This window comes from Bradyrhizobium erythrophlei (assembly GCF_042430365.1).
In the GTDB taxonomy this organism is placed as follows: Bacteria; Pseudomonadota; Alphaproteobacteria; order Rhizobiales; family Xanthobacteraceae; genus Bradyrhizobium; species Bradyrhizobium erythrophlei.
Genome location: NZ_JBHMET010000054.1, coordinates 72,962 through 99,629, shown reverse-complemented (window position 1 = coordinate 99,629; position 26,668 = coordinate 72,962). Strand labels below are relative to the sequence as shown.

At 64.0% G+C, this 26,668-nt stretch carries 19 protein-coding genes; 15 read left to right on the top strand and 4 right to left on the bottom strand.

Going from position 1 to position 26,668, the window contains the following annotated elements; genetic code table 11:
- Positions 1–8: 8 nt before the first annotated feature.
- The 6 genes from ACFFWD_RS09520 (at position 9) to ACFFWD_RS09495 (ending at position 5,013) form a co-directional block, all read left to right on the top strand.
- Complete coding sequence (locus ACFFWD_RS09520) at positions 9–1,622, top strand: acyl-CoA synthetase (RefSeq protein WP_376964146.1); 1,614 nt, start codon at positions 9–11, stop codon at positions 1,620–1,622.
- A 330-nt stretch (positions 1,623–1,952) separates the two neighbouring features.
- Entirely contained in the window at positions 1,953–2,144 is a 192-nt protein-coding gene (gene secE, locus ACFFWD_RS09515) for a preprotein translocase subunit SecE (protein WP_376964143.1), read from the top strand.
- A gap of 20 nt (positions 2,145–2,164) precedes the next feature.
- Positions 2,165–2,698, top strand: a complete 534-nt coding sequence (gene nusG / locus ACFFWD_RS09510) for a transcription termination/antitermination protein NusG (RefSeq protein ID WP_376964140.1) — start codon at positions 2,165–2,167, stop codon at positions 2,696–2,698.
- A 129-nt stretch (positions 2,699–2,827) separates the two neighbouring features.
- Entirely contained in the window at positions 2,828–3,256 is a 429-nt protein-coding gene (gene rplK / locus ACFFWD_RS09505) for a 50S ribosomal protein L11 (protein WP_376964137.1), read from the top strand.
- 6 nt (positions 3,257–3,262) lie between these two features.
- Complete coding sequence (rplA, locus tag ACFFWD_RS09500) at positions 3,263–3,955, top strand: 50S ribosomal protein L1 (RefSeq protein ID WP_376964134.1); 693 nt, start codon at positions 3,263–3,265, stop codon at positions 3,953–3,955.
- Positions 3,956–4,053: 98 nt separating this feature from the next.
- A complete protein-coding gene (locus ACFFWD_RS09495; RefSeq protein WP_376964131.1) occupies positions 4,054–5,013 on the top strand; it encodes a 2-hydroxyacid dehydrogenase in 960 nt (319 codons plus the stop codon).
- Positions 5,014–5,018: 5 nt separating this feature from the next.
- Here ACFFWD_RS09495 and sigJ read toward each other — a convergent pair whose 3' ends face one another.
- From sigJ to ACFFWD_RS09480, 3 genes are read right to left on the bottom strand one after another with little or no spacing between them, the layout of a single operon-like run.
- Positions 5,019–5,906: an RNA polymerase sigma factor SigJ gene (gene sigJ / locus ACFFWD_RS09490; RefSeq protein ID WP_376964128.1), complete on the bottom strand. Its 888-nt coding sequence runs from the start codon at positions 5,904–5,906 to the stop codon at positions 5,019–5,021.
- Entirely contained in the window at positions 5,884–6,429 is a 546-nt protein-coding gene (locus ACFFWD_RS09485) for a hypothetical protein (RefSeq protein ID WP_376964125.1), read from the bottom strand. The genes sigJ and ACFFWD_RS09485 overlap by 23 nt, the downstream gene beginning before the upstream one ends.
- A complete protein-coding gene (locus ACFFWD_RS09480; protein ID WP_376964123.1) occupies positions 6,422–6,802 on the bottom strand; it encodes a hypothetical protein in 381 nt (126 codons plus the stop codon). The genes ACFFWD_RS09485 and ACFFWD_RS09480 overlap by 8 nt, the downstream gene beginning before the upstream one ends.
- Positions 6,803–7,416: 614 nt before the next feature.
- Between ACFFWD_RS09480 and rplJ the strand changes: the two genes are divergently transcribed.
- From rplJ to ACFFWD_RS09450, 6 genes are all read left to right on the top strand, one after another.
- On the top strand, positions 7,417–7,935 hold the full coding sequence (gene rplJ, locus ACFFWD_RS09475) for a 50S ribosomal protein L10 (RefSeq protein ID WP_376964177.1): 519 nt from the start codon (positions 7,417–7,419) through the stop codon (positions 7,933–7,935).
- Between the two features lie 52 nt (positions 7,936–7,987).
- Complete coding sequence (gene rplL, locus ACFFWD_RS09470) at positions 7,988–8,365, top strand: 50S ribosomal protein L7/L12 (protein ID WP_376964120.1); 378 nt, start codon at positions 7,988–7,990, stop codon at positions 8,363–8,365.
- Positions 8,366–8,882: 517 nt separating this feature from the next.
- On the top strand, positions 8,883–13,001 hold the full coding sequence (gene rpoB, locus ACFFWD_RS09465; protein WP_376964117.1) for a DNA-directed RNA polymerase subunit beta: 4,119 nt from the start codon (positions 8,883–8,885) through the stop codon (positions 12,999–13,001).
- A 154-nt stretch (positions 13,002–13,155) separates the two neighbouring features.
- Positions 13,156–17,364, top strand: coding sequence for a DNA-directed RNA polymerase subunit beta' (gene rpoC / locus ACFFWD_RS09460; protein ID WP_376964114.1), 4,209 nt, complete (start codon positions 13,156–13,158; stop codon positions 17,362–17,364).
- A gap of 178 nt (positions 17,365–17,542) precedes the next feature.
- Positions 17,543–19,600 (top strand): FAD-dependent oxidoreductase, encoded by a 2,058-nt coding sequence (locus ACFFWD_RS09455; RefSeq protein ID WP_376964111.1) that lies wholly within the window; start codon positions 17,543–17,545, stop codon positions 19,598–19,600.
- A 208-nt stretch (positions 19,601–19,808) separates the two neighbouring features.
- Positions 19,809–21,836, top strand: coding sequence for an ABC transporter ATP-binding protein (locus ACFFWD_RS09450; RefSeq protein WP_376964108.1), 2,028 nt, complete (start codon positions 19,809–19,811; stop codon positions 21,834–21,836).
- On the opposite strand, the gene ACFFWD_RS09445 is transcribed toward ACFFWD_RS09450, so the two are convergent.
- On the bottom strand, positions 21,791–23,002 hold the full coding sequence (locus ACFFWD_RS09445; protein WP_376964105.1) for an FAD-dependent monooxygenase: 1,212 nt from the start codon (positions 23,000–23,002) through the stop codon (positions 21,791–21,793). The two genes, ACFFWD_RS09450 and ACFFWD_RS09445, sit on opposite strands and share 46 nt — an antisense overlap.
- A gap of 687 nt (positions 23,003–23,689) precedes the next feature.
- Here ACFFWD_RS09445 and rpsL point away from each other — a divergent pair.
- Genes rpsL through fusA form a run of 3 tightly spaced genes read left to right on the top strand, consistent with a single transcriptional unit; the run spans position 23,690 to position 26,650 of the window.
- Positions 23,690–24,061, top strand: coding sequence for a 30S ribosomal protein S12 (gene rpsL / locus ACFFWD_RS09440; protein WP_006611834.1), 372 nt, complete (start codon positions 23,690–23,692; stop codon positions 24,059–24,061).
- A 15-nt stretch (positions 24,062–24,076) separates the two neighbouring features.
- Positions 24,077–24,547: a 30S ribosomal protein S7 gene (gene rpsG, locus ACFFWD_RS09435; RefSeq protein WP_376964102.1), complete on the top strand. Its 471-nt coding sequence runs from the start codon at positions 24,077–24,079 to the stop codon at positions 24,545–24,547.
- Positions 24,548–24,577: 30 nt separating this feature from the next.
- Positions 24,578–26,650, top strand: coding sequence for an elongation factor G (gene fusA, locus ACFFWD_RS09430; RefSeq protein ID WP_376964099.1), 2,073 nt, complete (start codon positions 24,578–24,580; stop codon positions 26,648–26,650).
- Positions 26,651–26,668 lie beyond the last annotated feature (18 nt).

The following is a 26,668-nucleotide window of genomic DNA, read 5'->3' as shown; positions in this document are numbered from 1 at the left end:
GAGGGACCATGACGGCAGATCTAGCAGCGACCATCCAGCGCGCGCGCGAGCACAGTATCGGCGATCTCCTGCGCCGATCCGCCAGGCGCTATCCGAGCAAGACCGCGCTGATCTGCGGCGATGTCGCCTGGACGTTTGCGGAAATGGACGCGATCTGCAATCGCCTGGGGCGCGGGCTGCTCGGGCTCGGCATCCAAAAGGGCGACCGCATTGCCGTGCTGTCGCGCAATTCGCACGCCTTCGCGGCGCTGCGCTTTGCGGTGGCGCGGATCGGCGCGATCCTGGTGCCGATCAACTTCATGCTGAACACGGACGAGATCAATTTCATTCTCGCCAATTCGGGCGCGAGGCTGCTCGCCTCCGGGCCCGATTTTGTCGAAACGGCGCGCGCCGCGGCGGCCAAGGGCTCCGCGGTCGAAACGCTGATCTGGCTGCCGGGTGAAGATCCGGCCATCGCGCCCGATGGCATCAAGACCTTCGAAGGCCTGCTGCACAGCGATGCGTCGGCGCCGGACATTTCGGTCGACAGCCGCGACCCCGCGCAGATCATCTACACCAGCGGAACGGAGTCGCTGCCCAAGGGCGCGATCCTGACCCACGAAGCCGTGATGTGGCAGTATGTCAGCTGCATCATCGACGGCGGCATGGCGTCCGACGACACCGTGCTGCACGCGCTGCCGCTCTATCACTGCGCGCAGCTCGACGTGTTCCTGGGGCCCGCGATCTATCTCGGTGCCACCAGCCTGATCACCGGCAAGCCGGTGCCGGACAATATCCTGTCGCTGATCGCGGCCCACAAGATCGGCGCCTTCTTCGCGCCGCCGACGATCTGGATCGCGATGCTGCGGTCGCCGGCGTTCGACCGCACTGATCTCTCGACCTTGCGCAAAGGCTACTACGGCGCCTCGATCATGCCGGTGGAGGTGCTGCTCGAATTGCAGCGCCGCCTGCCGAACGTCAAATTCTGGAATTTCTATGGCCAGACCGAGATCGCGCCGCTCGCGACCGTGCTGACGCCGGAGGATCAACTGCCGAGGGCTGGCTCGGCCGGCAAGCCCGCGATCAATGTCGAGACGCGCGTCGTCAACGGCGACATGCAGGACGTCGGTGTGGGCGAGGTCGGTGAGATCGTGCACCGTTCGCCGCATCTGTTGTCCGGATATTACAACGACCCGGTGAAAACTGCGGCGGCGTTCGCCGGGGGCTGGTTCCACTCGGGCGATCTCGCGACCGTCGATGCCGACGGCTACATCACGGTCGTCGACCGCGTGAAGGACATGATCAAGAGCGGCGGCGAGAATGTCGCGAGTCGCGAGGTTGAGGAGATGATCTACCGGCTGCCGGCGGTTTCGGAGGTCGCGGTGGTCGGTCTGCCCGATCCGCGCTGGATCGAGGCGGTCACCGCGATCGTCGTGATCAAGGGCGGCGAGACGCTCGACGAGGGCGCCGTCGTCAAGCACTGCGCCGCCGGAATGGCCCACTTCAAGGTCCCGAAGCGCGTGATCTTCGTCGACAGCCTGCCGAAGAACCCCAGCGGCAAGCTGCTCAAGCGCGAGCTCCGCCAGCGCTATGTCGGCGGGACCACGCTCGATCAGGCGGTCCAGAAGAGCTTTGCCGGGTAGGGTGCCCGGCCGGCCATGGCGCGGCAGCGGGCGCTCCGGACACCGCCCGCCTAAGCCCTTGATTTGAGAGGCCCTGTTCCGCCCGGCCTGGTGCCGGCCGGGCAGGGAAGCCGCCCCGCCGACCTTGACCTTTGGCCTCCGCCGCAGTAGATAGCCGCCACTCGCTGCCGGCCCGCTGTGATCGCGGATATCCGGCGCGGCTTAGAATTCCCCCGAACAATCGAGCTCGTTCACCGGCTCAACCTTCCAAACGAGGGCTGGGTCCTAAACGTCGGCTGTCCGGATTCCTTGAAACTTTGCAATCGTCTTGTGACGGACGCGGACCTAACGATGGCTTTCAGCCCGTTCAAATTCCTGCAGGAAGTGCGCTCGGAGACCGCCAAGGTCACCTGGCCGACACGCCGCGAGACGACCATCACCACCATCATGGTGTTCGTGATGGTGGCGCTGGCCTCGATCTTCTTCTTCGCTTCGGATCAGCTGATCCGCTATGTGGTTACGCTGATACTGGGCATCCACTAATGAGCACCGGAACTCTAACGATGGATAAGCGCTGGTATATCGTCCACGCCTACTCGAACTTCGAGAAGAAGGTGGCAGAATCGATCCGCGAGCAGGCGAAGCAGCGCGGGCTGGAAGAACTGTTCGAGCTGGTGCTGGTGCCGACCGAGAAGGTCACCGAGGTGCGCCGCGGCCGCAAGATCGACGCTGAGCGCAAGTTCTTCCCGGGCTACGTGCTGGTGAAGATGAAGCTGACCGACGAGGCGTTCCACCTGATCAAGAACACGCCGAAGGTGACCGGCTTCCTCGGCGCGGAAAACAAGCCGATGCCGATCTCGGAGGCCGAGGCGATGCGCATCCTGCACCAGGTGCAGGAGGGCGTAGAGCGGCCGAAGGCGTCGGTGTCGTTCGAAATCGGCGAGAACGTGCGCGTGGCCGACGGCCCGTTCGCGTCCTTCTCGGGCGTGGTGGAAGAAATCGACGAGGCGCGTTCGCGCGTGAAGGTCGCGGTGTCGATCTTCGGCCGTGCGACCCCGGTGGAACTGGAATTCGGTCAGGTCGAAAAGGTGGTCTGACCGGACGGCGTGGGGTATACGCCTCGCGTCAATGAGAGGCCGTGGGAGGGAGGAGGCGGTCGCCAGCCCCTTCAACCGAACCACGGAACCTGAAACCGCCGGCACCGTCCGGCATAACAGGAGTGATAAATGGCAAAGAAAGTGACCGGATACCTGAAGCTTCAGGTCCCGGCCGGTGCGGCGAATCCTTCGCCCCCGATCGGTCCCGCGCTTGGTCAGCGCGGTCTCAACATCATGGAGTTCTGCAAGGCGTTCAACGCCCAGACCCAGAAGGAAGAGAAGAACACCCCGATCCCGGTGATCATCACCATCTATGCGGACCGGTCCTTCACCTTCGAGATGAAGACGCCGCCGATGTCCTACTTCCTCAAGCAGGCCGCCAAGATCCAGTCCGGATCGAAGGCGCCGGGCCGCGACAAGGCTGGCAAGGTGACCAAGGCGCAGGTGCGCGAGATCGCCGAGAGGAAGATGAAGGACTTGAACTGCGACACCATTGAGTCGGCCATGAAGATGGTCGAGGGCTCGGCCCGCTCGATGGGTCTGGAAGTTGCGGGGTAACGGGCCATGGCTATCGGAAAGCGTTTGAAGAAGGCCCGCGAGGGTATCGACCGCGAAAAGCTCTATCCGCTCGCGGATGCCATCAAGATGGTCAAGGAGCGCGCCAAGTCGAAGTTCGACGAGACGATCGAGATCGCGATCAATCTCGGCGTCGATCCGCGTCACGCCGACCAGATGGTCCGCGGCGTGGTCAACCTGCCGAACGGCACCGGCCGTACGCTGCGCGTCGGCGTGTTCGCCCGCGGCGCCAAGGCCGAGGAAGCCAAGGCCGCCGGTGCTGACGTCGTCGGCGCCGAAGACCTGGTCGAGAAGGTGCAGGGCGGCGCGATCGATTTCGACCGCTGCATCGCCACCCCGGACATGATGCCGCTGGTCGGCCGCCTCGGTAAGGTGCTCGGTCCGCGCGGCATGATGCCGAACCCGAAGATCGGCACCGTGACCATGGACGTCACCAACGCCGTGAAGGGCGCCAAGGGCGGCTCGGTCGAGTTCCGCGTCGAGAAGGCCGGCATCGTCCAGGCTGGCATCGGCAAGGCCTCGTTCTCCGAGGACAAGCTGGTCGAGAACGTCAAGGCGCTCGCCGATGCGGTCGCCAAGGCGAAGCCGGCCGGTTCCAAGGGCACCTACATCCAGCGCGTGGCGGTCTCCTCCACCATGGGCCCGGGCGTGAAGGTCGAGCCGGGCACAATCCTCGGCTAAGGCCAGAGGTCGTCATGAGATAAAGAGGGGCGGGATCGGGCAACCGATTCCGCCCCTTGTCTTTTGCCGCGTGAAGACACTCGCAGGAAACAACAAGAATGCCTGATAAGGTCCTGATCTATTCACGCTTTCCCAAGGCCCAGATGGTGCGTTTCGGCGAGCGCTACGAGCTCCTGAACGCCGCCGGCAAGCGGCCGATCGATATGTTCCCGGCGGCCGAGCTTGCCGACATCCGCGCGCTGATCACCGCCGGCGGCACGCCGCTTGGCGCCGACGCAATGGACATGTTGCCGAAGTTAGGGGCGATCGTCTGCTACGGCACGGGCTATGACGGCGTCGACCTTGCCGCCGCCGCCGAACGGGGGATCGCGGTTGGGCACAGCCCGGGCGCGAACGCGGCCTCGGTGGCCGACATCGCGCTCACCTTGATGCTGGCGGCGGTGCGCCGTCTGCCGGTGGCCGACAATTACGTGCGCAGCGGCGACTGGGCGGGCGCAAAGCCGTCGCCAATGATGCGACCGCAGGCCGGCATGCGCGGCCGCAAGGTCGGCGTCTACGGGATCGGCGAGATCGGCCGCAAGATCGCCGCCCGCGTCGCGGCATTCGAGACCGAGGTCGGCTATTTCAGCCGCTCGAAGCACGACGTGCCCTATCAATATTTCCCGACGCTCGAGGCGCTCGCCGATTGGTGCAGCGTGCTGATGGTCGCCGTCCGCGCGGGTGCCGAGACCGAGCATGCCGTCAACGCCGACATCCTGCGCCGGCTCGGCAGCGACGGCTTTGTCGTCAACATCTCGCGCGGTTCGGTCATCGACGAGCGGGCGCTCGTTGCAGCGCTGACCGACCAGACCATCGCCGGCGCCGGCCTCGACGTATTCGCCAAGGAACCGCACGCCCCCGACGCGCTGACCGCGCTGCCGAATGTGGTGCTGTCGCCACATATCGGCGGCCACACCCTGGAATCGCACGTGGCGATGCAGGACTGCGTGCTCGCCAATCTTGAGGCGTTCTTTGCCGGCAAGCCGCTCGCTTACCCGGTGACGTCAGGATCTGGCTAAGGCCTTCAACTTCGGCGCGGCGCGTGGCGGAGCTTGTCGGGGTTGCGGACGATGTAGATTGCCGCGATCCGGTTGGCCTCGCCGTCGATCGCCATGCTCAGCGTGTGATCGACCTCGCCGTCGAGAAAGATCAGCGCGCCCGCGCTTCCGTTGACCATCATCGGTTCGACGCGAATTTCGCTGCCGGTGTTCTTCCCGGCGATGCCGACGATGAAACGAATGATCTTCTCCGCGCCCCTGATCGGGTTCAGCGCCGCCAGCTTGCGGCCGCCGCCGTCGGTGATCGCGATCGCATCCTCGCGCAGCAGTTTGGCGAGGGCGGAGACATCGCCGCTTGCGGCGGCTTGGCAGAAGGCGGTCAGCAGCCTGGCGTGGCCCTCGGGGGCCGCAGCGGGGGCAGGGCGGCTGTCGCGCACCGTGCGCCGTGCGCGCGCGGCCAGTTGCCGGCAGGCGGCTTCGCTACGCTCGAGCATTCGCGCCACCTCCGCGAACGGCCGGTCGAACACGTCATGCAGCAGGAACGCAGCGCGCTCCAGCGGCGACAGGCAATCCAGGGCCAGCATCAGCGCGAAGGAGAGGTCGTCGGCGAGCTCGGTCGCGGCTTCGGCCGACAGGCCCTCGGCATCGAACACCGGTTCGGGGAGCCATGCACCGACATAGACCTCGCGCTGGGTCCGGGCACTCTTGAGCCGGTCGAGGCAGAGCCGGGTCACCACCGTGACCAGGAAGGCCTCGGGATTGTGGACGTCGTTTGCGGCGGCGAAGCGCAGATAGGCGTCCTGCACCACGTCGTCGGCGTCGCCGCGGCTGCCGAGCATGCGATAGGCGAGCCCGACGAGCCGTTTTCGATAGGGCCCGAGCGGGTCGGCGTCAGGCTGCGCGCTTGATGACATCGATCTGATGGCCGGCCACGGTCACTCGGCGGCACTCCTTGGCGTATCCCAATGCCAGCTTCATCATCGGAAAGAGGCGGCCGATCTGCAGCGCCATGGTGAGATCGATCACGCCCTTTGCGCCCCAGCGGACGCGGACGGCGTCGCGGCAGGTTTCATCATCCATCGATCGGCGCAGGATCGCGTCGGCAAAGCGGAAGCCGACCGCGGTCTCCGGGCTCATCGCCGCGACATCTCGCCTGACGACGGCCGCGACCTGCTGCTCGGCCATCCCGGCCTCGACCGCCATGTCGACGACCAGTTGCGCGCAGGGCCCGCAGTCCTCGGCCATGGCGCCGGTGATCTTGGCGGCAAAGCTGGTTTCGACCGGAACCACCTCGCGGTGCGAGGCGGCCTTCATCACCGGCGCGAAGCGGAAGAACGCGGTGGGGGATTCCTTGAGCATCATCTCAAGATAACTCGTGTCGTACGCATAACGTTTGGCCGTGGCGCGCAGGATACGGCGCGCAATGAAACTACGCATGTCGTAATTCTCCGTGGGTTGGAAGGGCCGCAAGGACAGCGAGAGCCGCGGGCAGGATGACGGCCGTCAAGTCCGCCGCGGTATGGTGATCGTGCCCGCCGATGATCATCGCGAGGTGGAGCGCGCCGTGGCCGGCGAGAAATCCCGCGCCGGCCAGCGCCGCCGGCCAGTAGGTCGGCCGCCACGCCCGCGCCCCCAGCCCGAGCCCGGCGGCCATGAAGGCGATGCCGACGTCCTGAACGAGGTGGGGGTTGAAGGGACCGGTGTCGGCAGCGCCGGGCACCGCTGCCCACCAGGTGGAACCGGCGCTGAGCATCGCCAGTCCATTGCCGAGGTTGAACAGGGCGAGAATTCCTGCGATCCATCGTCTCATGAAGGCCTCCGGCTCCCAGACGAGCGACGACCGCCGGATGTGACATAGGCCGGGGAGAATTTTCGGCGGAACCGGACCCGGTGCCGAATTGGTCTGAATTTTGCTCTTGGCAAGCCGGGCAGGACCCGCTACATAGCGCCTTCCGGGCGTGCCAGCGGTTGCTGGCATGTCTGTGCTCGCATTCCGAAAACCCGACACGATAGGAGATCATTCCTTTCCGCATGCCCGCAAGGATGCTCGAAAGGAAGGAGGCCCGTCGCTTCGAACGGAATAAGAGCAGGGGCCTTCGGCTTTGCCGGTGGCCTTGATCCTGTCCGAGACTGCAGGCGCCCGCGAGAACATCACGTTTTCAACGGCTTAATCGCATGGCCTGCATAGACGGGTGAAGACCGGATTTCGCATTCCAGGGCGCGACACCAGCGCCTCTGGAGGCGGTTTGGTTCGAACCTCGACACCCCACGGCCGCAAGGCTTTGGGAGGGCAGGCTTCTAATTGTCGTCTTGCCCGGCATGTCCGAAGGGCTTCGGTCCCAAGGATCAGGTTTTTGGGTGGGACGATGGGTGCAACCCGGCGGCCCTCCATGCGGAACGGCCGCCAACCGGAAAGAGCTTGCTGTGGAACGAGCGGCAAAAAAAGAGTCGGTCGAACAACTTAACGAGGTCTTCAAGACCACGTCGGTTGCGATCGTTGCTCACTATTCCGGCCTCACCGTGGCCCAGATGCAGAAGCTGCGCATGCAGATGAAGCAGGCGGGCGCGTCGGTGAAGGTCTCGAAGAACCGTCTCGCCAAAATTGCTCTTGAAGGCACTGACGTCGCTTCCATCGGTTCCCTGCTGAAGGGGCCGACCGTGATCGCTACTTCGAAAGATCCGGTTGCGGCGCCAAAGGTTGCCATCGAATTCGCCAAGGCGAACGAGAAGTTCGTCATCCTCGGCGGCTCGATGGGTAAAACCGTCCTGAATGTCGACAGCGTGAAGGCGCTCGCCTCACTGCCGTCGCTCGACGAACTGCGCGGCAAGCTTGTCGGCCTCATTGTGGCGCCGGCGACCAAGCTCGCTCAGCTCTCCAACGCGCCCGCGGCCAAGCTCGCACGCGTCATTCAGGCTCATGCCTCAAAGGGCGAAGCGGCCTGACCCTTCGCTAATCTCAAACCTGGTTCGAACCAAACGTTTAAGGAACTGAACAATGGCTGACTTGCAGAAAATCGTCGACGACCTCTCGAGCCTCACCGTGCTCGAAGCGGCCGAACTCGCCAAGCTCCTCGAAGAAAAGTGGGGCGTCTCCGCCGCTGCCGCCGTTGCGGTGGCCGGCCCGGCTGCCGGCGGCGCTGCCGCTGCTCCGGCTGAAGAGAAGACCGACTTCACCGTCGTGCTGGCTGCTGCCGGCGACAAGAAGATCGAGGTCATCAAGGAAGTCCGCGCCATCACCGGCCTGGGCCTGAAGGAAGCCAAGGACCTCGTCGAGGGTGCTCCGAAGCCGCTCAAGGAAGGCGTCAACAAGGACGAAGCCGAGAAGATCAAGGCCCAGCTCGAGAAGGCTGGCGCGAAGGTCGAGCTCAAGTAACGCAAGTTGCGTGAGACGGATCCCGGGGCAGGCCAAGGCTTGGCCCGGGATTTTGCCCAAAGGTTGCGGATGGCCGGGAGCCCCGACTATCCACCACTCCGAAGGGCGGACGATATGCAAAATTCATGTGGCGGTTGTCGCGTGGCATATCGAACACAAAAAAGTGTGGGGATCCGTGGACTTAACCCTCGAATCTCCATTATTGCCTTCCCATATCGGGTAGGCAGCGGAAAAACACGGTCGGCGGCGGGGGCGGCAGGGCTCCCGGCGGAAGCCGTTGGGAGACAGTCAGATTTCGGGCTTTTTCAGTCCGTGAAGCGGAAGGTTTGGACGGGCGGGTGCAGTCATGCGCCCCGCGCGTTGTTTTGCGTTTGGAAGGTCGCAAAGACCAGGGTGGGGATTTAATTCCTGAACTGGAGCTTCGTCCCTTCGAGACGATTCGAAATTCAACCCGGGGCCGATGGCAGTCGTGTCCCGGAAGGTTCGCCCCGCAAGGCGACGAAAATGAGAGGCCACGATGGCGCAGCAGACATTCACCGGTCGCAAACGCGTACGCAAGTTCTTCGGACACATCAAGGAAGTCGCCGAGATGCCGAACCTCATCGAGGTTCAGAAGGCGTCCTATGACCAGTTCCTGATGGTCGACGAGCCGACCGGCGGCCGGCTCGATGAGGGCCTGCAGGCCGTGTTCCGCTCGGTATTCCCGATCTCGGATTTCTCCGGCACCTCGATGCTCGAATTCGTCCGCTACGAATTCGAGCCGCCGAAATATGACGTCGACGAGTGCCGCCAGCGCGGCATGACCTTCGCTGCGCCGCTCAAGGTGACGCTGCGCCTGATCGTGTTCGATATCGACGAGGAAACCGGCGCCAAGTCGGTCAAGGACATCAAGGAGCAGGACGTCTACATGGGCGACATCCCGCTCATGACGATGAACGGCACCTTCGTCGTCAACGGCACCGAGCGCGTCATCGTCTCGCAGATGCACCGTTCGCCCGGCGTGTTCTTCGACCACGACAAGGGCAAGACCCACTCGTCCGGCAAGCTCTTGTTTGCCGCGCGCGTGATTCCGTATCGTGGTTCCTGGCTCGACATCGAGTTCGACGCCAAGGACATCGTGTTCGCGCGCATTGACCGCCGCCGCAAGATCCCCGTGACCTCGCTGATGTACGCGCTCGGTCTCGACGGCGAGCAGATCCTGTCGACCTTCTACAAGAAGATCACCTACAAGCGGACCAAGGAAGGCTGGCGCGTGCCGTTCGACGCCAACCGCTTCCGCGGCTATTCGACCGTCAACGACCTGATCGACGCCGACACCGGCAAGGTGGTGCTGGAGGCCGGCAAGAAGCTGACCGTGCGCCAGGCCCGCCAGCTCCAGGAGAAGGGGCTGAAGGCGCTGCGGATGTCGGACGAGGAGCTCGTCGGCAACTACCTCGCCGAGGACCTCGTCAATCCGAAGACCGGCGAGATCTACGCCGAAGCCGGCGAGGAGATCACCGAGAAGTCGATGAAGTTGCTGAACGAGCAGGGCTACAAGGAGCTGCCGCTGCTCGACATCGACCACATCAATGTCGGCGGCTACATCCGCAATACGCTCGCGGCCGACAAGAACATGACGCGTGAGGACGCGCTGTTCGACATCTACCGCGTGATGCGTCCGGGCGAGCCGCCGACGCTGGACTCGGCGCAGGCCATGTTCCAGTCGCTGTTCTTCGATTCCGAACGCTACGACCTCTCCGCTGTCGGCCGCGTCAAGATGAACATGCGCCTCGAGCTCGATGCGCCCGACACCCATCGCACGCTGCGCAAGGAAGACATCCTGGCCGTCATCAAGACGCTGGTCGACCTGCGCGACGGCAAGGGCGAGATCGACGACATCGACCACCTCGGCAACCGCCGGGTGCGCTCGGTCGGCGAGCTCATGGAGAACCAGTACCGGATCGGTCTCTTGCGCATGGAGCGCGCGATCAAGGAGCGCATGTCGAGCGTCGATATCGACACCGTCATGCCGCAGGACCTGATCAACGCGAAGCCCGCTGCCGCCGCGGTGCGCGAGTTCTTCGGCTCCTCGCAGCTCTCGCAGTTCATGGACCAGACCAACCCGCTGTCGGAGATCACCCACAAGCGGCGCCTGTCGGCGCTTGGCCCGGGCGGTCTGACCCGCGAGCGCGCCGGCTTCGAGGTGCGCGACGTGCACCCGACGCATTACGGCCGCATCTGCCCGATCGAGACGCCGGAAGGTCCTAACATCGGCCTGATCAACTCGCTGGCGACGTTCGCCCGCGTCAACAAATACGGCTTCGTCGAGACGCCCTATCGCAAGATCAAGGACGGCCGCGTCACCGACGAGGTGGTCTACCTCTCGGCGATGGAAGAGGGCCGCTACCGCGTCGCGCAGGCCAACGTGCCGCTCGACGCCAAGGGCCGCTTCACCGAAGACCTCGTGGTCTGCCGTCACGCCGGCGAAGTGCTGCCGGTGACGCCGGACAAGGTCGACTACATGGACGTGTCGCCGAAGCAGCTGGTTTCGGTCGCCGCGGCGCTGATCCCGTTCCTCGAGAACGACGACGCCAACCGCGCGTTGATGGGCTCGAACATGCAGCGCCAGGCGGTGCCGCTGGTTCGCGCCGAGGCGCCGTTCGTCGGCACCGGCATGGAAGGCGTGGTGGCCCGTGACTCGGGCGCTGCGATCGCCGCGCGCCGCTCCGGCGTGATCGACCAGATCGACGCCACCCGCGTCGTGATCCGCGCCACCGAGGATCTCGATCCGACCAAGTCGGGCGTCGATATCTACCGGCTGATGAAGTACCAGCGCTCCAACCAGTCGACCTGCATCAACCAGCGTCCGCTGGTGAAGGTCGGCGACATCGTCAAAAAGGGCGACATCATCGCCGACGGTCCCTCGACCGATCTCGGCGAGCTGGCGCTCGGCCGCAACGTGCTGGTCGCGTTCATGCCGTGGAACGGCTACAACTTCGAAGACTCGATCCTGCTCTCCGAGCGGATCGTGAAGGACGACGTCTTCACCTCGATCCACATCGAGGAGTTCGAGGTGATGGCCCGCGACACCAAGCTCGGCCCTGAGGAAATCACCCGCGACATTCCGAACGTCTCGGAAGAAGCGCTGAAGAACCTCGACGAAGCCGGTATCGTCTACATCGGTGCGGAAGTCCGCGCCGGCGACATCCTGGTCGGCAAGATCACGCCGAAGGGCGAAAGCCCGATGACGCCGGAAGAGAAGCTGCTCCGCGCCATCTTCGGCGAGAAGGCCTCCGACGTCCGCGATACCTCGCTCCGCGTGCCCCCGGGCGTGCAGGGCACCATCGTGGAAGTCCGCGTGTTCAACCGCCACGGCGTCGACAAGGACGAGCGTGCGCTGGCGATCGAGCGCGAGGAGATCGAGCGTCTGGCCAAGGACCGAGACGACGAGCAGGCGATCCTGGACCGCAACGTCTACAACCGCCTCGCCGAGCTCCTGGAGAACCGCCAGGGCATCGCCGGCCCGAAGGGCTTCAAGAAGGATACCAAGATCACCCGTGCGGTACTCGACGAGTATCCGAAGTCGCAGTGGTGGCTGTTCGCCTCGCCGAACGACAAGCTGATGGCCGAGATCGAGGCCATGCGGAAGCAGTACGACGAGTCGAAGAAGGGCCTCGAGCAGCGCTTCCTCGACAAGGTCGAGAAGCTGCAGCGCGGCGACGAGCTGCCGCCCGGCGTGATGAAGATGGTCAAGGTCTTCGTCGCGGTGAAGCGCAAGATCCAGCCCGGCGACAAGATGGCCGGCCGTCACGGCAACAAGGGCGTGGTGTCCAAGATCGTGCCGATCGAGGACATGCCGTTCCTCGAGGACGGCACCCATGCGGACATCGTGCTGAACCCGCTCGGCGTGCCCTCGCGCATGAACGTCGGCCAGATCCTGGAGACGCATCTGGGCTGGGCCTGCGCCGGCCTCGGCAAGCGCATCGGCCAGACCATCGACGCCTACTATCAGAAGCAGGATCTCAAGCCGCTGCGCGAGACCCTGAAGAAGATTTACGGCGAGGATGAAACCATCAAGTCGCTGAACGACAACGAATTGGTCGAGCTCGGCCGCAACCTGAGCCACGGCGTGCCGATCGCCACCCCGGTGTTCGACGGCGCCAAGGAGGCCGATATCGAGGAGATGCTGAAGCTCGCCGGCTTCGACGCCTCAGGCCAGTCGACCGTCTATGACGGCCGCACCGGCGACCCGTTCGATCGCAAGGTGACGATGGGCTACATCTATATGCTCAAGCTGCACCACCTCGTGGACGACAAGATCCACGCGCGTTCGATCGGTCCGTACTCGCTCGTCACCCAGCAGCCGCTGGGCGGCAAGGCGCAGTTCGGCGGTCAGCGCTTCGGCGAAATGGAGGTCTGGGCGCTGGAAGCCTACGGTGCCGCCTACACGCTGCAGGAAATGCTGACCGTGAAGTCGGACGACGTCGCCGGCCGTACCAAAGTGTACGAGGCGATCGTGCGCGGCGACGACACGTTCGAGGCCGGCATCCCGGAATCGTTCAACGTGCTGGTCAAGGAAATGCGCTCGCTCGGCCTCAACGTCGACCTGCACAATTCCAAGATGGGACCGGCGCCGACGTCCGAGGCGGCCGAGTAACGCTTAGAATTTCATGTCCGGCGCAAAAGCGCGAAGCGCGTCTTCGCTCAAATGCGCCGGGCATTCGCGCTCCGCTCGGACGTTGAGCGGGACGCGGGCTGAATAAAAGTTTCGAATTTGCTGCCGGTGACGATCGGCACGCGAGGAGAAGACCATGAATCAAGAGATTATGAATCTTTTCAATCCGACGACACCGGCCCAGGTCTTCGACCAGATCCGGATTTCGATCGCGTCTCCGGAGAAGATTCTGTCCTGGTCGTACGGCGAGATCAAGAAGCCGGAGACGATCAACTACCGCACGTTCAAGCCGGAGCGTGACGGCCTGTTCTGCGCCCGCATCTTCGGGCCGATCAAGGATTACGAGTGCTTGTGCGGCAAGTACAAGCGCATGAAGTACAAGGGCATCATCTGCGAAAAGTGCTCGGTCGAGGTGACGCTGTCGCGCGTCCGGCGCGAGCGCATGGGCCATATCGAGCTGGCCGCGCCGGTTGCCCACATCTGGTTCCTGAAGTCGCTGCCGTCGCGCATCGGCCTCCTGCTCGACATGACGCTGAAGGATCTCGAGAGGATCCTCTACTTCGAATACTACGTCGTGCTCGAGCCGGGCCTGACCGCGCTGAAGGACCGTCAGCTCTTGTCGGAAGACGAGTATCTGAAGGCGCAGGACGAGTACGGCCAGGACAGCTTCACCGCCATGATCGGCGCCGAGGCGATCCGCGAACTGCTCAAGGGCCTCGACCTCGAGAAGCTCGAGGTGCAGCTGCGCGCCGAGATGGCGGAGACCGACTCCGACATCAAGCACAAGAAGCTCGCCAAGCGGCTGAAGATCGTCGAAGCGTTCCGCTTCTCCGGCAACAAGCCGGAATGGATGATCATGACGGTCGTGCCGGTGATCCCGCCGGACCTGCGTCCGCTGGTGCCGCTCGACGGCGGCCGCTTCGCGACGTCGGATCTCAACGACCTCTATCGCCGCGTCATCAACCGCAACAACCGCTTGAAGCGGCTGATGGAGCTGCGGGCGCCCGACATCATCATCCGCAACGAAAAGCGCATGCTGCAGGAGGCCGTCGACGCGCTGTTCGACAACGGCCGCCGCGGCCGCGTCATCACGGGCGCCAACAAGCGCCCGCTGAAGTCGCTCGCCGACATGCTGAAGGGCAAGCAGGGCCGCTTCCGTCAGAACCTGCTCGGCAAGCGCGTCGACTATTCGGGCCGTTCGGTGATCGTGGTCGGTCCCGAGCTGCGCCTGCATCAGTGCGGCCTGCCGAAGAAGATGGCGCTCGAGCTGTTCAAGCCGTTCATCTACTCGCGGCTCGACGCCAAGGGCCTGTCCACCACGGTGAAGCAGGCCAAGAAGCTGGTCGAGAAGGAGCGTCCGGAGGTCTGGGATATCCTCGATGAGGTGATCCGCGAGCATCCGGTGCTGCTGAATCGCGCGCCGACGCTGCATCGTCTCGGCATCCAGGCGTTCGAGCCGGTGCTGATCGAGGGCAAGGCGATCCAGCTGCATCCTCTGGTCTGCGCCGCGTTCAACGCCGACTTCGACGGCGACCAGATGGCCGTGCACGTTCCGCTGTCGCTGGAAGCGCAGCTGGAAGCGCGCGTGCTGATGATGTCGACCAACAACATCCTGCACCCCGCGAACGGCCAGCCGATCATCGTGCCGTCGCAGGACATCGTGCTCGGTCTCTACTACGTGTCGATCATGCGCGAAGGCCTGCCCGGCGAGGGCAAGATCTTCGGCGACATGGCCGAGCTCGAGCACGCGCTGCATTCGAAGGTCATCCACCTCCACACCAAGATCAAGTACCGGTGGGAGGGTACGGGCGAGGACGGCAAGCCGGCCAAGCGTTGGATCGAAACCACCGCGGGCCGCGTCATGCTCGGCAATTTGCTGCCGAAGAATCCGAAGATCTCCTACGACATCATCAACAAGCTGATGACCAAGCGTGAGATCTCCGGCGTCATCGACCAAGTCTATCGTCACTGCGGCCAGAAGGAGACGGTGATCTTCTGCGACCGCATCATGGCGCTCGGCTTCTACAACGCGTTCAAGGCCGGCATCTCGTTCGGCAAGGACGACATGGTCGTGCCGCACGGCAAGTGGAAGATCGTCGACTCGACCCGTACGCTGGCGAAGGATTTCGAGCAGCAGTACAACGACGGTCTGATCACCCACGGCGAGAAGTACAACAAGGTTGTCGACGCCTGGTCGAAGGCTACGGAAGAAATCGCCAAGGCGATGATGAAGGAAATCTCCGCGACCAAGAAGACGGCGAGCGGAGCCGATGCCGACATCAACTCGATCTACATGATGGCGCACTCCGGTGCGCGTGGTTCGCCGGCGCAGATGCGCCAGCTCGCCGGCATGCGCGGCCTGATGGCCAAGCCGTCGGGTGAGATCATCGAGACGCCGATCATTTCCAACTTCAAGGAAGGTCTGTCGGTGCTCGAGTACTTCAACTCGACTCACGGCGCCCGCAAGGGTCTGGCGGACACCGCGTTGAAGACCGCGAACTCGGGCTACCTGACCCGCCGTCTGGTCGACGTCGCGCAGGACTGCATCATCACGCGGGCCGACTGTGGCACCAAGCTCGGCATCAAGATGCGCGCCATCGTCGATGCCGGCACGGTCGTCGCCTCGCTCGGCTCGCGCATCCTGGGCCGCGTGGCCTGCGATGACGTGCGCGATCCCGCCACCAACAACGTGGTCGTCAAGCGCGACACGCTGATGGAGGAGAGCCACGTCGACGCGATCCAGCAGGCCGGCATCCAGGAAGTGAAGATCCGCTCGGCGCTGACCTGCGAGCTCGTCAACGGCATCTGCGGCAAGTGCTACGGCCGCGATCTCGCGCGCGGCACGCCGGTCAACCACGGTGAGGCGGTCGGCGTCATCGCGGCGCAGTCGATCGGCGAGCCCGGCACGCAGCTGACGATGCGCACGTTCCACATCGGCGGCGCGGCGCAGCTCAACGAGCAGTCGTTCGTGGAATCGAACTTCGACGGCAAGATCGTGATCAAGAACAAGGCCATTGCCCGCAACAGCGAAGGCCACCTGGTCGCGATGGTGCGCAACATGGTTGTCGCGATCGTCGATGCCGACGGCGCCGAGCGTGCGACGCACCGTATCCAGTACGGTTCGCGCATGCACATCGACGACGGCGACATGGTCAAGCGCGGCCAGCGCATCGCGGAATGGGATCCCTATACCCGCCCGGTGCTCACCGAAGTCGAGGGCACGATCGGGTTCGAGGACCTGGTCGAGGGCCAGTCGATCTCGGAAACGCTCGACGAATCGACCGGTATCGCCAAGCGCGTGGTCATCGACTGGCGCACGACGCGCGGCGGTTCGGATCTGCGTCCGGCCATCGTGGTCAAGGGCAAGGACGGCAAGGTGATGAAGCTCGCGCGCGGCGGCGATGCCCGCTACATGCTGTCGGTCGACGCCATTCTGTCGGTCGACATCGGCGCGAAGGTGCATCCTGGCGACATCCTGGCGCGTATCTCGACCGAGAGCGCCAAGACGCGCGACATCACCGGCGGTCTGCCGCGGGTGGCGGAACTGTTCGAGGCTCGCAAGCCGAAGGACGCGGCGATCATCGCGGAGACGGCGGGCACGATCCGCTTCGGCCGCGACTACAAGAACAAGCGCCGCATCTCGATCGAGCCGATGGACAAGTCCGAGGAGCCGCGCGAGTACCTGATCCCGAAGGGCAAGCACATCCACCTGCAGGACGGCGACGTCGTCGAAAAGGGCGACTTCATCGTCGAAGGCAACCCGGCGCCGCACGACATCCTGGCGATCAAGGGCATCGAGGAACTCGCTGCCTATCTGGTCAACGAAATCCAGGAGGTCTACCGGCTGCAGGGCGTGCTCATCAACGACAAGCACATCGAGGTGATTGTCCGTCAGATGCTGCAGAAGGTGGAGGTCACCGACCAGGGCGACACCGACATGATCTCGGGCGAGCAGGTCGACAAGATCGAGTTCGACGCGCTCAACACCAAGGCCAAGGAGGAGGGCAAGAAGCCCGCCACGGGTACGCCGGTTCTGCTCGGCATCACCAAGGCGAGCCTGCAGACCCGCTCCTTCTTCTCGGCGGCGTCGTTCCAGGAGACCACGCGCGTGCTCACCGAAGCGGCCGTCAACGGCAAGGTGGACCCGCTCGAAGGCCTCAAGGAGAACGTCATTGTCGGCCGTCTGATCCCGGCCGGCACCGGCGCCTCGATGGCGCGGATCCGCGAGGTCGCGGTCAAGCGCGACAAGCTGATCCTCGACGAGCGCGAGAAGCAGCAGGCGGCGATCGTGCCGACGGCTCCGGAAGCCGAGCCGCTGGCGCTGCCGCTGCCGCCCGCGGAATAGGCATCCGCAAGACTACGGTAATGACAGGAAGGCCGGCATTATGCCGGCCTTTTTGCTGCTTTCTTTCCCTGCTGCGGTGCAGGGACCTGCTTTGTTCATCTTTCCTTCAGGGTGAAAAGCGCTTTTGCTAAATCGACTTAGGCCGGCTGCTTCGCAGGTCCGGAACGACGGAACTTATATGCTTGATCTCGCAATCGTTGGCGGCGGCCCCGGGGGGCTGATGAGCGCCTGGTACCTGAAGCGTAAGCTCGGCGACCTCTGCCGCGTCACCATCTTCGAGGCGTCGGACCGCCTCGGCGGCAAGATCGTTACGCGCAAGTTCGAAACGGCGCCGGCGATGTACGAAGCCGGCGTCGCCGAGATCTACGACTACTCGATGACCGGGCCCGACCCGCTGCGCGAGCTGATCCAGCATTTCGGCCTGCAGACGATCCCGATGGACGCCGAGCAGGTGCAGCTCGACGGCGAGCTGCTCGCCGACGTCCCCGGCATGCGTCGCAAATACGGGCCGAAGACCGCCGCCGCGATCGAGGCCTTCCGCAAGCGCTGCGCCGAGATGGTGTCGCCGATCGAATATTACGAAGGCGTCGGCGCCCACGACAATGAGCACCCCTGGGCCTACAAGACCGCCGAGCAGGTGATCGACGAGGAGGTCGAGGACGCAACCGCCAAGCGCTTCTTCAAGGTGATGGCGCGCTCCGACATCGCGACCGAGAGCCACAACACCAACGGGCTCAACGCGCTGAAGAATTTCGTGATGGATATCGACGGCTATATCGGCCTGTACTCGATCCAGAACGGCAATGAGCAGCTGATCGAGTGTCTGCGATCGGAAGTCGATGCCGACATCAGGCTCAATTACCGCGTGCTCAAGGTCGGCAAGACCGACGCCGGCCGCTACCGGCTCAACATGATGAACGGCAAGGGGCCGGAGACGCGCGATTTCGACCTCGTGCTGGTCTGCCTGCCGCATTCCTGGCTCGCCACCATGCGCTGGGACGGCGAAGAGCTGCGCCAGTCGATGGTCAAGCACGTCGCCTATTTCGACCGGCCGGCGCACTATCTGCGCGTCTCGATCCTGTTCGACGAGCCGTTCTGGGGCGAGAAGATCCCGGGGGCCTGGTTCATGTCGGAAGCGTTCGGCGGTTGCTGCGTCTACAACGAGGGCGCCCGCCACGACGTCGGCAAGCACGGCGTGCTGAACTGGCTGATCGCCGGTTCCGACGCGCTGGCCTTTGCCAATCTCTCTGACCAGGAGCTGATCGAGGCCGCGCTGAAGTCGCTGCCGGCCTCGTTCGGTGATGCGCGCGCGCATTTCCTGGAAGGCAAGATCCACCGCTGGTTGTCGTCGGTCAACGCGCTGCCGGGTGGGTTGCCGGTGCGCGACGTCATGACCAATCATCGGCCCGAGCCGAAGGACCATCCCGGCATCGTGGTGGTCGGCGACTATCTGTTCGATTCGACGCTGAACGGACTGCTCGACTCCTCCGACGCCGCAACCGACATCATCCTGACCGAGATGATGCGGCTGCGCCGCGCCCGCGCGCAGGAAACCGAAAAACTGTCCGACAAGCTCGACCGCGGCTATTTCGAGAATTACCGCGGCGCCGGTCCGTACGGCGAGGCCTGGCACCAGTTCACCGATCCGGCCTATCTGATGGACCTGATCAAGATCGTGTGGGGCAGGGCGAAGGGCTACAAGCTCCTGGTCGCGGGCTCCGCCAGCGGCGAGCTGGTCGGCGCGCTTCGCGAACGCGGCGTCGATGCCTGGGGCATCGAGAACAACCGCTACATCCACGGCAAGACACCGAAGGCGCTGAAGAAGTACAACAAGCTCGGCTCGATCGCCGACATGCCGTTCAAGGCCAATGAATTCGACTTCGTGTTCGAGACCAGCCTGTGCCATCTCGGCGAGAAGCAGGTCGCGCGCGCGGTGCGCGAGATCAACCGTGTGGTGAAGACCGGCCTGGTGTTCGGCTCGGTGACGTCGGACATGGCGCCCGCGCTGATCGACCGCTACGACCTTCTGCGCGGCGTGAAGAAGCTCGGCACCTGGTGGGAGTGGTCGGAATTGTTCTTCAACAACGGCTTCGACCTGTCGATGCACCGACGCGACTGCACCGATGCGTTGTGGGCAGCGACCCTCGCAGCCAACAAGGGGCCGGGCCACTGGTACGCGGACTCCGACAGCCTGCGCTATTCGTTCTTCGACAAGATCGAGACCGACGACGATTAGCGGAGTGGCGTAAAGGCCCACCCCGCGCCGGCCAGGCGTCACGCGGGGCGCGACGGTCCGACCCAATTCGATCGGGTCCTGGTGCGGCGCGCCACGTGTTCCATTTGCTTTGCCGAATTCATCCTGATCGCATAGGATCGGCGTCGTAGCGTTTTTCGCTACGTTTTCGATTTGCGGTCATGCCGGCCGTGGAGCATCGGTTGGTTTCATGGCGCCCAAGCCTCCAGCATCTGACGATCCGAATCTGACCGATAGCGACGATCCCGAGCTGAAGAAGAAGCTCGCGCCGGCGGCTGATTCGGTCGCGTCGGTGCCGTCGGCGAAGGCGTCCGCCGCGCCCGATGATGACGACGAGGAAGAGGACGAAGACGGCGACGAGCTTGAGCTCGACGACGATGATGATGACGAGGATCTCGTCGTCTTCACCGCCAAGGAGGCCGCCGGCGCGCTGTCCACGATCTTTGCCTTCGTCAAGCCGATCCTGGCCAACTACAAGCGGTTGTTCGCCTTCGTCGCCTTCGGCGTGATGGTCGAGACGTTGTTCAACGTCATCATGCCGCTCAGCCTCAAGTTCCTGATCGACGACGCGCTCGGCGAGGAGGATTTTCAGGCCCTCTACAAGATCCTCGGCGTGCTCGCGGTCGCCGGCATCGTCACCTCGATCATCGCGGTCTGGTACGAGCGTTGGGATGCGCGGCTTGCCGCCGGCATCGTGGCCGACGTGCGGACCCGGCTGTTCGACCATGTCCAGAACCTGCCGTCGGCCTATTTCGCGCGCACCAAACGCGGCGAGATCCTGTCGCGCTTCTCGATCGACCTCTCGGCGTTCGAGGGCGCGATCAAGAGCTTCGCCAACAGCGCGGCGCTGCCGTTCCTGGAATTGATCGCCGGCATCATCCTGTTGATCTTCTTGAACTGGCAGCTTGCGGTGGTCGCGCTGCTGGTGTTTCCGATCACGCTGATCGGTCCGCGCATCCTGACGCCGAAGGCGGTGCAGGCCAATTACGAACAGAAGCTCAACGAATCGGCCTTGCTGGCGACCGTGCAGGAGAACGTCGCCGCGCAAGCGGTGGTGAAGGCGTTCAACCTGCAGCGCCGCGCGCTCGGCTGGTTCAGCATGCGCAATTTCGACGTCAGGACGAAGACGGCCTCCGCCAACTTCCTGTCGACCATGGTGGAGCGCACGGTCACCATCGCGGTGCTGCTGCTGCACCTCGTCGTGCTCGCGATCGGCGCCTATCTCGCGACCAAGGGCCAGATCACGATCGGCACCTTCGTCACCTTCGAGAGTGCATTCTGGGAGGTGTCCTACAACATCGCCCATGTGATGCACTTCATCCCTGTGTCGATCCAGGCGGCGGCCGCCGTGCGCCATATCCAGGAGCTGCTCGACGAACCGACCCGCGGCGCCGACCGTCCCGGCGCGCCCGATCTGCCGCGCATCACCAACGATATCGCCTTCGAGCGCGTCACCTTCCAGTATGAGGGCGCGCTGACGCCGGTGCTGGACAATCTCAGCCTCAAGCTCAACGCCGGCAAGAGCGTCGCGATCGTCGGCCCCAGCGGCTCGGGCAAGAGCACGCTGCTCAACCTGATCCTCAGGCTCTACGTGCCGGACGAGGGCCGCGTCACCATCGACGGCGTCGACATCCGTCGCGTGACGCGCGAATCGCTGCGGCGGAGCATGGCGGTGGTGTTCCAGGAGAACATGCTGTTCAACATGTCGATCCGCGAGAACATCCGGCTCGGCAAGGAGGGCGCGACGGACGACGAGGTCGTGGACGCCGCCAAGAAGGCGGAGATCCACCGCTACATCATGAGCCTGCCGCAGAAATACGACACGCCGGTCGGCGAGCGCGGCGACACGCTGTCGGGCGGCCAGCGCCAGCGCATCGCGATTGCGCGCGCGATCATCCGCAATCCGTCGGTGCTGCTGCTGGACGAAGCGACGTCGGCGCTCGACCAGACCACGGAAGCCGCGATCAACCGCACGCTGCTCAAGGTCGCCGAGGGCCGCACCATGATCTGGTCGACGCACCGGCTCACCTCGGTGGTCGAGATGGACGAGATCATCGTGATCTCCGGCGGCAAGGCGATCGAGCGCGGCTCGCACGCCGAACTGCTCGCGAAGAACGGCGTCTACCGCAGGCTATGGGACGACCAAAGCCACGCGCTGCATGGCGGGGACGATCAGGCCGACGACGACAATGATGACGATGACGACGACGAGGAATGAGCGCGGACCTTTGCGTCCGAGCTGATTGCCTTGCGCAGCCGTCGCCGCAGGCCCCCGCCATAATAGGCGAGAAAGCGCGCCCAGCGCTGGGCCTTCCAATAGAGCCCGGTGTCGATCGATACCGAGCGGAAATTGAACGCCTTGGCGTTTGACCAGGCGTCGCACGCCTTCTTGACCGGGTCGTCGTAGAACGTCGCGATCTTGTCCGCGCCCATGCCATCGGTCGCAAGCCAGGCCGGGATGTGAACGTTGCAGAGCTGGGCGACGTCGGCGAACACCTTGTCGGAGCCGGTGCCGCTGACGGGGCAGGTGGTCGCGAAGGCATCGCCGACCAGCACGATGCCGGCCTGTTGATAGCCGGTGCTGACATGAAGGTCGGCGGGCCTGATCCTGATGTCGCCGGCAATGTCGAAGTCGCCGGTGATCCGGTGCAGCCGCGGCAACGCGGCGTTCAGCGTCTTGACCGGTTCGCGCCGCATCGCCCGCAGCCAGGGGTCGTCGGCCTGACGATAGGTGAAGAGGTTGGCGCGCATCCGCTGCTCGACGGGAAACAGCGTCAGGTAGGGGATGCGGTCGCTCGGCCGCTCCGAGAAGTAGGTCATCGCCGGAAACGGAAAGGCCGCCCGGCCGACCGGGACGAGATCGAAGCCGATCGAGATCGAATGGCAGGCGCTGACGAGCTGGCGCTCGATGCCGAGCATCCGTCGCAGCCCGACATTCAATCCGTTGGCGAGGACGATGAGCCGCGCCGAGACCGTCTCGCCCCTGGAGAGCACAAGCGTCTGCCGCTCGGCACTGGTCGCGACCTTGGTGACCTTGGCGCAGATGAATTCCGCCGGCGGGACGATCTCGGCACGAATCGCGCTGACCAGCGCGTCGTACATGATGCCGAATTGCCGGCTCGGCGTCTTGTCCAGGAGATGGCCGAATCGGGCGATCCAGTTCTCGCCGTCATGGGTGGCCGAGCGCAGCACGGATTCGGCGATCCCCGTCTTCTCGAATCGCTCGAGCTGGGCGTCGCCTCCGAGCTTTTCGACGCGGAAATCGAACGGATAGACCTGGTGAGGGTCGATCAGGAGGCTCGGAATACCGGCGCGGCCGAGCATGGCGGCCGCCGTCGAGCCGGCAAGGCCTCCGCCGATGATTGCGATGTCGGTGTACTGCATGGGGGTTCCAGGCCTCCGAACGCCCTTTTTGCGCTGCGAATGGCAAATAAAGGCTTAGTTTCGGAGGCAGCCTTGAAGTCGAAGGCGAGGAGAGTTGTTTCTGAGTTTATTTCACCCGGGTGTAATATGCCCTCTTGGCGCGCGAGGGCCGGTGTCTGGGGACGGGGCGAGCGTCACAATTGTCGGCGCGTCGAGCGCGGGGGAAATGCGAAATCCGCAGGCGCCAGAGGCGTTTCTTTGCCTGTCGTTTTGCTTGACTTCACTATTTCTCGCTTATACAACGCGCCCACTTAACGACAGGCGGTGAGCTACGCCAGCGTCGGAACGGAACACCCATTCAGTCTTTTGCGACCGGATCGGGCACCAACCTCGACGAATGCCGCTCAAACGCTGTCGACTATAGCTAGGCAATGCCAGGACGATATTAGTTCTCTTGAGCACGTCCTCTTGAGAGTGAATTCGGATGCATGACCTCGGTGGCGGGCTGAACAGCGAACGCTGATCGGTCCGGGAATCGCGGTCCTCTGTGGCGTCGAAGCGCTTTCCGCTCAGCGATGAGTGGTTGGCGCGATTTCGTTTTGCGCGGGTGTTTGTTCCCGCGTCGAACGGGCCGTACGGGACGGCTGATCCCGAGAAGAATTGGCGAAGTCATTCAAGGCTTCGCGCGAACTAAAGGGTGAAGGCTACATGCCGACGATCAACCAGCTGATCGCAAATCCACGTGAAGTGCAGAAGTCGCGCAAGAAGGTGCCGGCGCTGCAGCAGTCGCCGCAGAAGCGCGGCGTGTGCACGCGCGTCTATACCACGACCCCGAAGAAGCCGAACTCGGCGCTTCGTAAGGTCGCCAAGGTGCGCCTGACCAACGGCTTCGAGGTGATCGGCTACATCCCGGGTGAGGGCCACAACCTGCAGGAACACTCGGTGGTCATGATCCGCGGCGGCCGCGTCAAGGACTTGCCCGGCGTCCGCTATCACATCCTCCGCGGCGTGCTGGATACCCAGGGCGTCAAGAACCGTAAGCAGCGTCGTTCGAAGTACGGCGCGAAGCGTCCGAAGTAAGCGGGAACCGATCAGATGTCGCGTCGCCATTCTGCTGAGAAGCGTGAAGTTCTTCCCGATCCGAAGTTCGGGAACATCATCATTACGAAGTTCATGAACTCGGTGATGTATGCCGGGAAGAAGTCGGTCGCCGAAGGCATCGTCTACGGTGCGCTCGGCATGATCGAGGCCAAGACCAAGCAGAACCCGCTCGGCGTGTTCGAGCAGGCGCTTGAGAACGTGATGCCGACCATCGAGGTTCGCTCCCGCCGCGTCGGCGGCGCGACCTACCAGGTGCCGGTTGAGGTGCGTTCGGTGCGCCGCCAGGCGCTCGGTATCCGCTGGCTGATCGCCGCCGCGCGCGAGCGTAACGAGAAGACCATGACCGAGCGGCTCTCGGCGGAGCTGCTTGATGCGTCGAACAACCGCGGGAACGCCGTCAAGAAGCGCGAAGACGTGCACCGGATGGCGGAAGCCAACCGCGCCTTCTCGCACTATCGCTGGTAAGGCGAACAACGGAATCTAAGGAACAGTCTCATGCCCCGCCAACATGCCATCGAGGACTACCGCAACTTCGGTATCATGGCGCATATCGACGCCGGCAAGACCACGACCACCGAGCGCATCCTCTATTACACCGGCAAGAGCCACAAGATCGGCGAAGTGCACGAAGGTGCCGCGACGATGGACTGGATGGAGCAGGAGCAGGAGCGTGGCATCACGATCACCTCGGCTGCGACCACGGCGTTCTGGGCCGGCAAGCGCCTGAACATCATCGACACCCCCGGCCACGTCGACTTCACCATTGAGGTCGAGCGTTCGCTGCGTGTGCTCGACGGCGCCGTGTGCGTGCTCGACTCCAACCAGGGCGTCGAGCCGCAGACCGAGACCGTCTGGCGCCAGGGCGACAAGTACAAGGTGCCGCGCATCGTTTTCGCCAACAAGATGGACAAGACCGGCGCCGACTTCTTCAAATGCCTGTCCGACATCGTCGACCGCCTCGGCGCCAAGCCGATCGCGATCCAGCTGCCGATCGGTGCCGAGAACAACTTCAAGGGTCTCGTCGACCTCGTGAAGATGCAGGGCATCATCTGGAACGATGAATCGCTCGGCGCCAAGTTCGACTATGTCGACATCCCGGCCGATCTCGTCGACCAGGCCAAGGAATACCGCGAGAAGATGGTGGAAGCCGCCGTCGAGCTCGACGACGATGCCATGGCCGCCTATCTCGACGGCAAGGAGCCGGACGAGGCGACGCTAAAGCGCCTGATCCGCAAGGCGGTGCTGACCGGCGCCTTCTATCCCGTGCTGTGCGGCTCCGCGTTCAAGAACAAGGGCGTGCAGCCGCTGCTCGACGCCGTCGTCGATTATCTGCCGTCGCCGCTCGACGTGCCCGCGATCAAGGGCACCGACGACAGGGGCAACGAGGTCGTGCGCAAGGCGGACGACAAGGAGCCCTTGGCGCTGCTCGCGTTCAAGATCATGGACGACCCGTTCGTCGGCACCATCACCTTCTGCCGCATCTATTCCGGCATCCTGCAGTCGGGCACCGGCGTGGTGAACTCGACCCGCGAGAAGAAGGAACGTATCGGCCGCATGCTGTTGATGCATGCGAACAACCGCGAAGACATCAAGGAAGCCTATGCCGGCGACATCGTCGCGCTGGCCGGTCTGAAGGAAGCGCGCACCGGTGACACGCTGTGCGATCCGACCCATCAGGTGATCCTCGAGAAGATGGAATTCCCGGAGCCGGTGATCGAGATCGCGATCGAGCCGAAGTCGAAGGCCGACCAGGAAAAGCTGGGCGTGGCGCTGGCCAAGCTCGCCGCGGAGGATCCGTCCTTCCGCGTGACGACCGATCACGAGTCCGGCCAGACCATCCTCAAGGGCATGGGCGAACTCCATCTCGACATCAAGGTCGACATCCTCAAGCGTACCTACAAGGTCGACGCCAACATCGGCGCGCCGCAGGTGGCGTTCCGCGAGCGTGTCACCAAGCGGGTCGAGCACAGCTATACCCACAAGAAGCAGACCGGCGGTACCGGCCAGTTCGCGGCGGTGACGATCATCGTCGAGCCGAACGAGCCGGGTAAGGGCTACGAATTCGAGTCCAAGATCGTCGGCGGCGCGGTGCCGAAGGAATACATCCCCGGCGTCGAAAAGGGTCTCGAGAGCGTGCTGTCCTCGGGCGTGGTCGCCGGTTTCCCGGTGGTCGACGTCAAGGTGCAGTTGATCGACGGCAAGTTCCACGACGTCGACTCGTCGGCGCTGGCCTTCGAAATCGCCACGCGCGCCTGCTTCCGCGAGGCGCTGCAGATGGGCAAGTCCGTTCTGCTCGAGCCGATCATGAAGGTCGAGGTGGTGACCCCGGAAGACTACACCGGTTCGGTCATCGGCGACCTGAACTCGCGGCGCGGTCAGATCCAGGGCCAAGACATGCGCGGCAATGCCAACGTGATCAACGCGATGGTACCGCTCATGAACATGTTCGGTTACGTGAACAACCTGCGCTCGATGAGCCAGGGCCGCGCGACCTTCACCATGCAGTTCGATCACTACGCCGAAGCACCGGCGAACGTGTCGGCTGAAGTCCAGAAGAAGTTTGCCTGATTATCGTTGGTTGGCAAC